Source organism: Streptomyces sp. MS19, from assembly GCF_047200595.1.
Taxonomy (GTDB): domain Bacteria; phylum Actinomycetota; class Actinomycetes; order Streptomycetales; family Streptomycetaceae; genus Streptomyces.
The window spans coordinates 212,175-218,784 of sequence record NZ_JBJZOH010000009.1; the positions used below are offsets into that span (position 1 = coordinate 212,175).

The window sequence follows — 6,610 nt, forward strand, 5'->3', positions numbered from 1 at the left end:
GTCGCCATGTGGGGTGAGGTGTCGCTGTTCGCCGGGGGCTGGGTCCTCGGGATGGTCACGGCCGTGCCGCTCCTGCGCCGCCGCGCACCCGTCGCGGTCGCCGCCCCGGCGCCCCCGCCGGTCCCCGTCCTGCCCTTCGCCGTGCAGGAGGCCGTCACCGCCTTCGGCGAGGAACTGGCGCGCCTGCCCTTCGACCCGACGGAACCCGGCACCGCCCCCGCCGTGCTCAAGGAGTACCGCGCGGCCCTCGACGCGTACGAGCGCGCCACGTCGGCCGGCACCCCGGCCGACGTGATGGCGGCCCTCCACGCGGGCCGCGCGGCCCTGATCCGGATGGAGGCCAGGCAGGCGGGCCGCCCGGTGCCCATCGACGCCCTGCCACGCCTGCCCGACGCCGCACAGTCGGATGAGGGGGCGCCGGACGACGGGCCGCTGCCGCCCGTCCCCGAGCGCTTCGTCATCACCGGCACCGGAAACGGCGAACACCTCATCGACCGCCCCGAACCCGGCCGGTTCGCGCTCCTGGAGTTCCGGAACCAGGACGCCGAGTATGTGCGCGTCGAGGGCGTGATCCGCACAGAGGATCTGGTGGACCGGGACGGCGCCCTGTTGACGGGCACCGGCCACCTGCGCGCCACCAGCCTCCTCGACCCCGGGCTGACACACTTCGCCGTCGGCGCCCTCCGGGACGGCGCGGGCTGGTCGGCCCGCGTCAGGCCGCTGACCGACGCGTCACCCCTGGAGACGGAGTGGCGGGGCACCGGCTACCACGTGCTGTCGTACGGCGGCGGCCCGGCGCTGCTCACGGTGCAGGCCCGGGGGGAAACGCACTGGCGGGCGTTGTTCGTGTGCGGGTGTCTCAGGGGATGGGACTGCGACTGCCCTCCTCCCCGCTGGCCGGCCGGGACTCCGGACAGCACCGACGCGGTGTACGGCACGGCCGACGGACGCAAGAGGCTGCGGCTGCCCCGCGCCGGGTACCTCGACCTCAGCGCCTCGGACGGCGGCGGCGAGTGGTACCTGACGCTCCAGCCCGTCCAGCCCAGCCCGCCCCCTCAGCGCAGGAGGCGGAAGAAACCGCGCAGGTCCGCCGCGTAGGGACCGGGGTCCGACAGGGCGACGAAATGGTGGGCGGCCGCGCCCACCACGCATCCCAACCCCCCGACCCCACAGCCGTCACGGACCGTGGCGCATGGTGACCGGCCGGGCGTACCATGAACGGCCCTGACGGACCCACCCCGTGAAGGAGCGGCCATGCCGCGTCCCTGGGAAGCCGACCCCACCGCACGGCTCGCCCGCCGCCTCGGCCGGTCGGCGCAGGAGAACGGCAACTCCAAGGACGAGACGGAGTGCCCGGACATCTGGGAGCTGGACAACGGCGACGTGGCCGTCATCGGCCGCGACCTGACCGCCACCTACGCCCCCCACCTCCCACCCGGCGTCCGCATCTCCCCGGACGAACGCCTGGTCGTCATCCCGGGCTCCCTGCTCCACGCCGCCAAGCCCGACATCCCGGACAGCCGGCCGGCGCCGCCCCGCCTCGTCCACGGCGACGGCCTGCGCCTGGACCGCCCGGCGTACCGCGCGCACTTCAAGGCCCACAAGGAGCAGGTGCGCGACCGCCCTTGCTGGAAACTCGAACGGCGGCAGCACTTCGAGGAGGAGGGCGACCCCAGCCGCGACGCGCTGCGGCGAGGCGAGTGGGCCGACGCGATCCGGCTGCTCGAAGACGACAGGGCCGGTCTGCTGAGAACGGCGGAGGACGACCGGCGGCGCGGCAGTACGTTCCACCGCCTGCGCGTGGTGGAGGAGCCGCCGACGCCCTACCTGCGGTGGGAGTTGCACGCCCTGCGCATGCAGGCGGAGTGCGGCCGCCCGGTCCGCGTCGTCGCCGCCGACGCCCTGAGGGCCGCCGAACGCGACGGGCCCCTGCCCGAGGTCGTCGTCCTCGGCGACCGGGCGCTGTACGAGGTGCTCTACACGGACGAGGGAAGGCCGACCGGCGCGGTGGCCTACACCGACCCCGAACTCGTCGCGCGCTGGACGGACTTCATCGCGTCCGCCTACGCCTCGGCCGAGGACGTGCGGTCGTACTCCGACCGCGCCGTGGCGGGACTCGCCCCACCGCCCCCGCCGGAGGGCTGAAGCGATCACCGGTCAGGACGGACGCCGCGAAGGACAAGGACCGGACAGCTCGCACAACGACCTGTCCGGCACGACCCGCGCTCGCCCTCGCCGCCTGGGCGGACGCCCTCGGTGGTGAGGACGCCGGACAGGCGGCCGCGCTGCGGCGGCGGGCGCGGGCGTGCCTCGCGGAGTTCACCGACGAGCGCGCGGCGCTGCTGCGGGCACGCCTGCGGAGCCGTGCGGGATAACGTCTCCGTCATGGATGGATCTCTCGTTGTCATCACGACAGTTGACTCGGAGGAGGCCGCCGCGCGGTTGTCGCGGGGGGCTGTCGAGGCGGGGCTTGCGGCGTCCGGGCAGGTGACCGGGCCTGTCGCGACGACTTATCGACACCTTGGCGAAGTCCTCGACGGCACCGAGTGGCAGGTCGTCTTCCGGACGGCGGCCGATCGTGTGGAAGCCTTGCAGGCCCACCTGTTGGCCGCCCACCCGTACGACTCGCCTGAGGTCATCGCGCTGCCGATCGTCTCCGCCTCACCCGCCTACCTCGCCTGGATCACCCGAGCCACCAGGCCGTCCCCGCCGCCCGGTGGGGGCGAGTGAGCGGTACGCCGGCTCGTTCGACGGGGGGCGTGGGCATGCCGCGGATGTACTGTCGGGGACCGCTCATCGGCCTGTGCTTCCCCAACGCCAGGCTGCCGCACCGTCTCGCCGACTGGCCGAGGCCGCTGAGGCGGGAGGTCTTCCGGTGAGTCACACGACCCTGGCGCTTGCCGACAACGATGTCCTGCTCGGCGTCCGCTTCCTGCTCGAAATGACCTCGCTGGTCTGCTTCGCCATCTGGGCCTGGCGTACCGTTCCGTCGCCGTGGCGCTGGCTCGCGGTAGTCGTGGTGCCGGTGGCCGTCGGCTGGATGTGGGGCACCTTCGCCGTTCCGGACGACCCGTCGCGCTCGGGCGAGAGCGACGTCCACACACCCGGGCCGCTGCGGCTGCTCCTCGAACTCGCCGTGTTCTTCGGCGCCGTGGCAGCCCTGTACTTCGCGGATCTGCGCCGGGCCGCCCGCTGGCTGCTGGTGATCATGGTCCTCTACCAGATTCTCGCCTACGACCGCGTCGGTTGGCTGCTCAGCCACTGAGAACGGGTCGCGGGCCGGGTGGGCGTTGATCGTCGGTCATCCGGGGACTTCGCGGTTCGTCAGGCACCGGCCCCGAACTCGTGGCGCGCTGGGCGGACTTCATCGCGTCCGCCTACGGCTCGGCCGAGGATGTGCGGTCGTACTCCGACCCCGCCGCTTTCGGCGGTCGGCCGCCGAGGCGTGCGGCGGCCGCGGCCCGTTCCGTGAGTGGCCGCTGTCGGCGGTGTCACCCGCCGGTGCCGTGGCTGTGCTCGGCCAGGAGCGCGAACCCGTGACGGTCGACCGGTGCGGCGGTGGCCGACAGGATGGCGACGCCGGTGCCGGCGCCCCGGTCGAGTCCGAGCCAGGACCGGAAGCCGCCGGTGCCGCCGTTGTGCCAGGTGAGGGGCCGGCCTTTCACCTGGATCGTGATCCATGCCGCGCCGATGCGGGCGCCGCCGCCGAACGGGGCTACCGGATCGAGCGCGGCGACCCCCGGGGCACGGCCGTCGAGCACCGCCGCCGCGAAGCGGGCCATGCTGGTGATGGAGGCCCGGATGCCGCCCGCCGGTCCGATTCCCTCCCCGGTCCAGGGCTGCCGGGGCCGTCCACGGCGGCTTGTGCCGTTGAGCGCCCCGGGGCGGAGTTCGTCCGCTGTCCGCGGGGCGTAGAAGCAGTCGAGTTCCAGCGGAGTGGCGATGCGCTGGTGGAGGAGCGCCGGGTAGGTGGTCGCGGCAGCGTGGGCGAGGGCGTGTCCGAGGAGTGCGAATCCGAGGTTGGAGTAACGGGGCCGTGGCTTGCCCAGCCGGATGTGGCGGGCCTGGCCGAGGAGTTGCCCGAGGTCCTCGCCGTAGGGGTTGGTCCCGTGTCGCCACAGGGCGAGGGTGCGCCGCCACGGTCGGGTGGACCCGGGGAGCCGTGGCAGGCCGGACCGGTGGGTGCTCAGCGAGCGCAGTGTCACCTGTGCCGCGGGGACGTCGCCCAGTGGCAGCAGTTCGCCGAGGCGCGTGCCGGGGGCTGTCTCTCCCCGGCTGAGGGCGTCGGCGTACAGCAGCCCGGTGACGGCCTTGGCGATCGAGCCGATCTCGAAGTCGGCGCCGGGGCCGGAGCCGCGGCCCGCCACGCTCATGCCCCCGGGCGTGATCACGGCCGCCGCCGCGAACGGGTGGCCGGGGCCCAGCAGTTCGCCGATCCTGGCGGCGAGCCGCTGGTCGCCGTAGGTACCGGCGGTCATGACCGGCCGCCGAACAGGCCCCGACCGGCGTGCTTCTTGTGGACCGCCTGCTTCGAAACACCGAGGACGGCGGCGATCTGCGGCCAGGTGGCCCCGTTGTTGCGGGCGCGGCGCACGAGCACCGCTTCGATGCGTTCCGTCTCGGCGCGGAGCTGTGCCACGGCGCCCAACCCCACCAACGGGTCGTGGTCGGTCGTCGATGCCGCGAGTTCTGACAGCTGTTCCGCGTCCATGCGTCAACCGTAGTTGACCACCGTGCGGACGGTCAACCAAAGTTGACGTCGTCGGCTGTCGCGGGGGCCGGTCTTCCGGAGGGTGGCTGCGCGTAGGCTCGGGGCGCGGGGAAGGCGTGTCGTGGAGGGGAGCTGTGTGGTGACTGGTGGGCGTGAGGCGGAAGTTCGCGCGCGGATAGCCGAAGGGCTCGTGTACAGCGAGTCGGAGGCGGCGTTTCTCGCGTCGCGGCGGCGTGCGGAGGGGATCTTCGCGTACAACCACACCCCGCCGGGCGAAGTGGCGAGGCTGCGGGCGCTGCTTGAGGCGATCTTCGGCCATGTCGGCGAACGCGCCGTGCTCCAGGCGCCGTTCCATGCCGCGTACGGCAGCAATGTCCACATCGGCGACGACTTCTTCGGCAACGTGAACCTGACGTTCGTCGATGACGTGGACATCCGCATAGGCGACGGCGTGATGATCGCCCCGAGCGTCACCCTCACGACGACCGGCCACCCCGTGCACCCCGAGCGGCGCGTGGACTTCGGGCGGTTCTCCGAGCCGATCGTGATCGAGGACAAGGTGTGGATCGGCAGCAACGTGGTGGTCCTGCCCGGCGTCCGCATCGGCTACGGGTCGGTGATCGGCGCCGGGAGCGTCGTCAGCCGCGACATCCCCCCGATGAGCATCGCCGTCGGCACCCCCTGCCGGGTGGTCCGCGCCATCACCGACGCGGACCTCACCACGCGCGCCCGCAAGAGCTGAGCGCCCGTCAGGAAGCGGCTTTGTGCAGGACGTCGGCGAGCGCGTCCGGCGTCGAGAGCATCGGCCAGTGTCCCGTGGGCAGGTCGAAGCGGCGCCACGGCGCCGAGTTGAGGTGCGCCAGCATCGGCATGCCGCTGTCCAGCAGCCCCTGGAACTCGTGGCAGGCGACCAGCACCCGGTCCACGTCCGGGCCGGGTTCGACCGGCCCCGTGAGGGCCTGCGTGTGCGTGCCGAACGGGTGCGGGGTGGCGCGCCCGCGCAGTTCGCCGAGCAGTTCGTCGTCCAGCCCGTCCAAGTCGTTGGTCTCGGCCAGGGCTTCGAGCGGCGGCATGGGGACGCGCCAGCCGTCGCCCTCGGCCGCGACGTGCCGCTCCAGCTCCGCCACGGCCTCCGGCGGCATCAGGTCGAGCATGCGCATGCCCTCCGGGAACGGCGCGCTGTCCACGTACACCACGCGCTCCAGCCGCTCGCCCAGGCGCCCCGCCGCGCCCGTGACCGGGGCCGCCCCGTAGCTGTGCGCGACGAGGGTGACGCCGGTCAGGTCGTTGCCCTCCACGAAGCCGGTGATGTCCGCGATGTGCGTGTCCAGGTCCGTGTCCGGCCCGCCCTCGGCGGCGCGTTCGGCCAGTCCGGTCAGCGTCAGCGGCAGCGCCGTGTGCCCGTGCTCCCGGAGGACACGTGCGGTGTCCTCCCACGCCCACGCGCCGAGCCAGGCACCGGGAACGAGTACGAAGGTGGCCATGCGATCTCCCTGAGGTGAGGTCCTGGGAAGAGCGTAGAGTCGATACAGGACAGAATCCGCCCTCATTCGCCCGGTGATCGATGTCGCATCCCCTGACCCGCGTCCTGACCCTGCTCGAACTCCTCCAGTCCCACGCCGGACTCACCGGCGCCGAGCTGGCCGAACGGCTCGCCACCGACGCCCGCACGGTCCGCCGCCACGTCGCCCTCCTCCGTGACCTCGGCATCCCGGTGGAGGCCGAACGCGGCCGCCACGGCGGCTACCGCCTCGCCCGCGGCTACCGCATGCCGCCCCTCGTCCTCACCAACGACGAGGCCCTCGCCGTCGTCCTCGGCCTCCTCGCCACCGAACGCCTCGGGATGGGCACGACGACCGTCGCCGGGGGGGGGGGGGGGGGGAAGAGGGGGGGGGGGGG

Annotated in this window: 9 protein-coding genes and 1 pseudogene; 7 read left to right on the top strand and 3 right to left on the bottom strand. The window is 73.4% G+C overall.

Translation table 11 applies throughout. From position 1 onward, the window contains the following. Positions 1-6: 6 nt before the first annotated feature. From ACL02R_RS12755 to ACL02R_RS12775, 5 genes and pseudogenes are all read left to right on the top strand, one after another. A complete protein-coding gene (locus tag ACL02R_RS12755; RefSeq protein ID WP_412796972.1) occupies positions 7-1,098 on the top strand; it encodes a hypothetical protein in 1,092 nt (363 codons plus the stop codon). A gap of 156 nt (positions 1,099-1,254) precedes the next feature. Continuing rightward, positions 1,255-1,521, top strand: a pseudogene (locus tag ACL02R_RS12760) (hypothetical protein); the annotation flags it as partial. A 90-nt stretch (positions 1,522-1,611) separates the two neighbouring features. After that, positions 1,612-2,145: a DUF6879 family protein gene (locus tag ACL02R_RS12765; RefSeq protein ID WP_412796998.1), complete on the top strand. Its 534-nt coding sequence runs from the start codon at positions 1,612-1,614 to the stop codon at positions 2,143-2,145. Between the two features lie 240 nt (positions 2,146-2,385). Beyond that, on the top strand, positions 2,386-2,730 hold the full coding sequence (gene cutA / locus ACL02R_RS12770) for a divalent-cation tolerance protein CutA (RefSeq protein WP_412796973.1): 345 nt from the start codon (positions 2,386-2,388) through the stop codon (positions 2,728-2,730). A 145-nt stretch (positions 2,731-2,875) separates the two neighbouring features. Next, on the top strand, positions 2,876-3,265 hold the full coding sequence (locus ACL02R_RS12775; protein ID WP_412796974.1) for a YrdB family protein: 390 nt from the start codon (positions 2,876-2,878) through the stop codon (positions 3,263-3,265). A gap of 226 nt (positions 3,266-3,491) precedes the next feature. Here the strand turns inward: ACL02R_RS12775 and ACL02R_RS12780 are convergent, their stop codons facing one another. Both ACL02R_RS12780 and ACL02R_RS12785 read right to left on the bottom strand, forming a co-directional pair. Beyond that, positions 3,492-4,478: a serine hydrolase domain-containing protein gene (locus ACL02R_RS12780; RefSeq protein ID WP_412796975.1), complete on the bottom strand. Its 987-nt coding sequence runs from the start codon at positions 4,476-4,478 to the stop codon at positions 3,492-3,494. Further along, positions 4,475-4,711 (bottom strand): helix-turn-helix domain-containing protein, encoded by a 237-nt coding sequence (locus ACL02R_RS12785; protein WP_412796976.1) that lies wholly within the window; start codon positions 4,709-4,711, stop codon positions 4,475-4,477. Before ACL02R_RS12785 ends, ACL02R_RS12780 begins: the two co-directional genes overlap by 4 nt. Before the next feature lie 139 nt (positions 4,712-4,850). On the opposite strand from ACL02R_RS12785, the gene ACL02R_RS12790 reads away from it, so the two are divergent. Continuing rightward, positions 4,851-5,453 (top strand): sugar O-acetyltransferase, encoded by a 603-nt coding sequence (locus ACL02R_RS12790; RefSeq protein WP_412796977.1) that lies wholly within the window; start codon positions 4,851-4,853, stop codon positions 5,451-5,453. 7 nt (positions 5,454-5,460) lie between these two features. Here ACL02R_RS12790 and ACL02R_RS12795 read toward each other — a convergent pair whose 3' ends face one another. Continuing rightward, the gene (locus ACL02R_RS12795; RefSeq protein ID WP_412796978.1) at positions 5,461-6,195 is read right to left on the bottom strand and encodes an alpha/beta fold hydrolase; all 735 of its coding nucleotides are present in this window, start codon (positions 6,193-6,195) and stop codon (positions 5,461-5,463) included. Positions 6,196-6,275: 80 nt separating this feature from the next. On the opposite strand from ACL02R_RS12795, the gene ACL02R_RS12800 reads away from it, so the two are divergent. Beyond that, positions 6,276-6,610, top strand: a 335-nt coding sequence (locus ACL02R_RS12800) for a helix-turn-helix transcriptional regulator (protein ID WP_412796979.1), incomplete at its 3' end; no start/stop codon positions are given.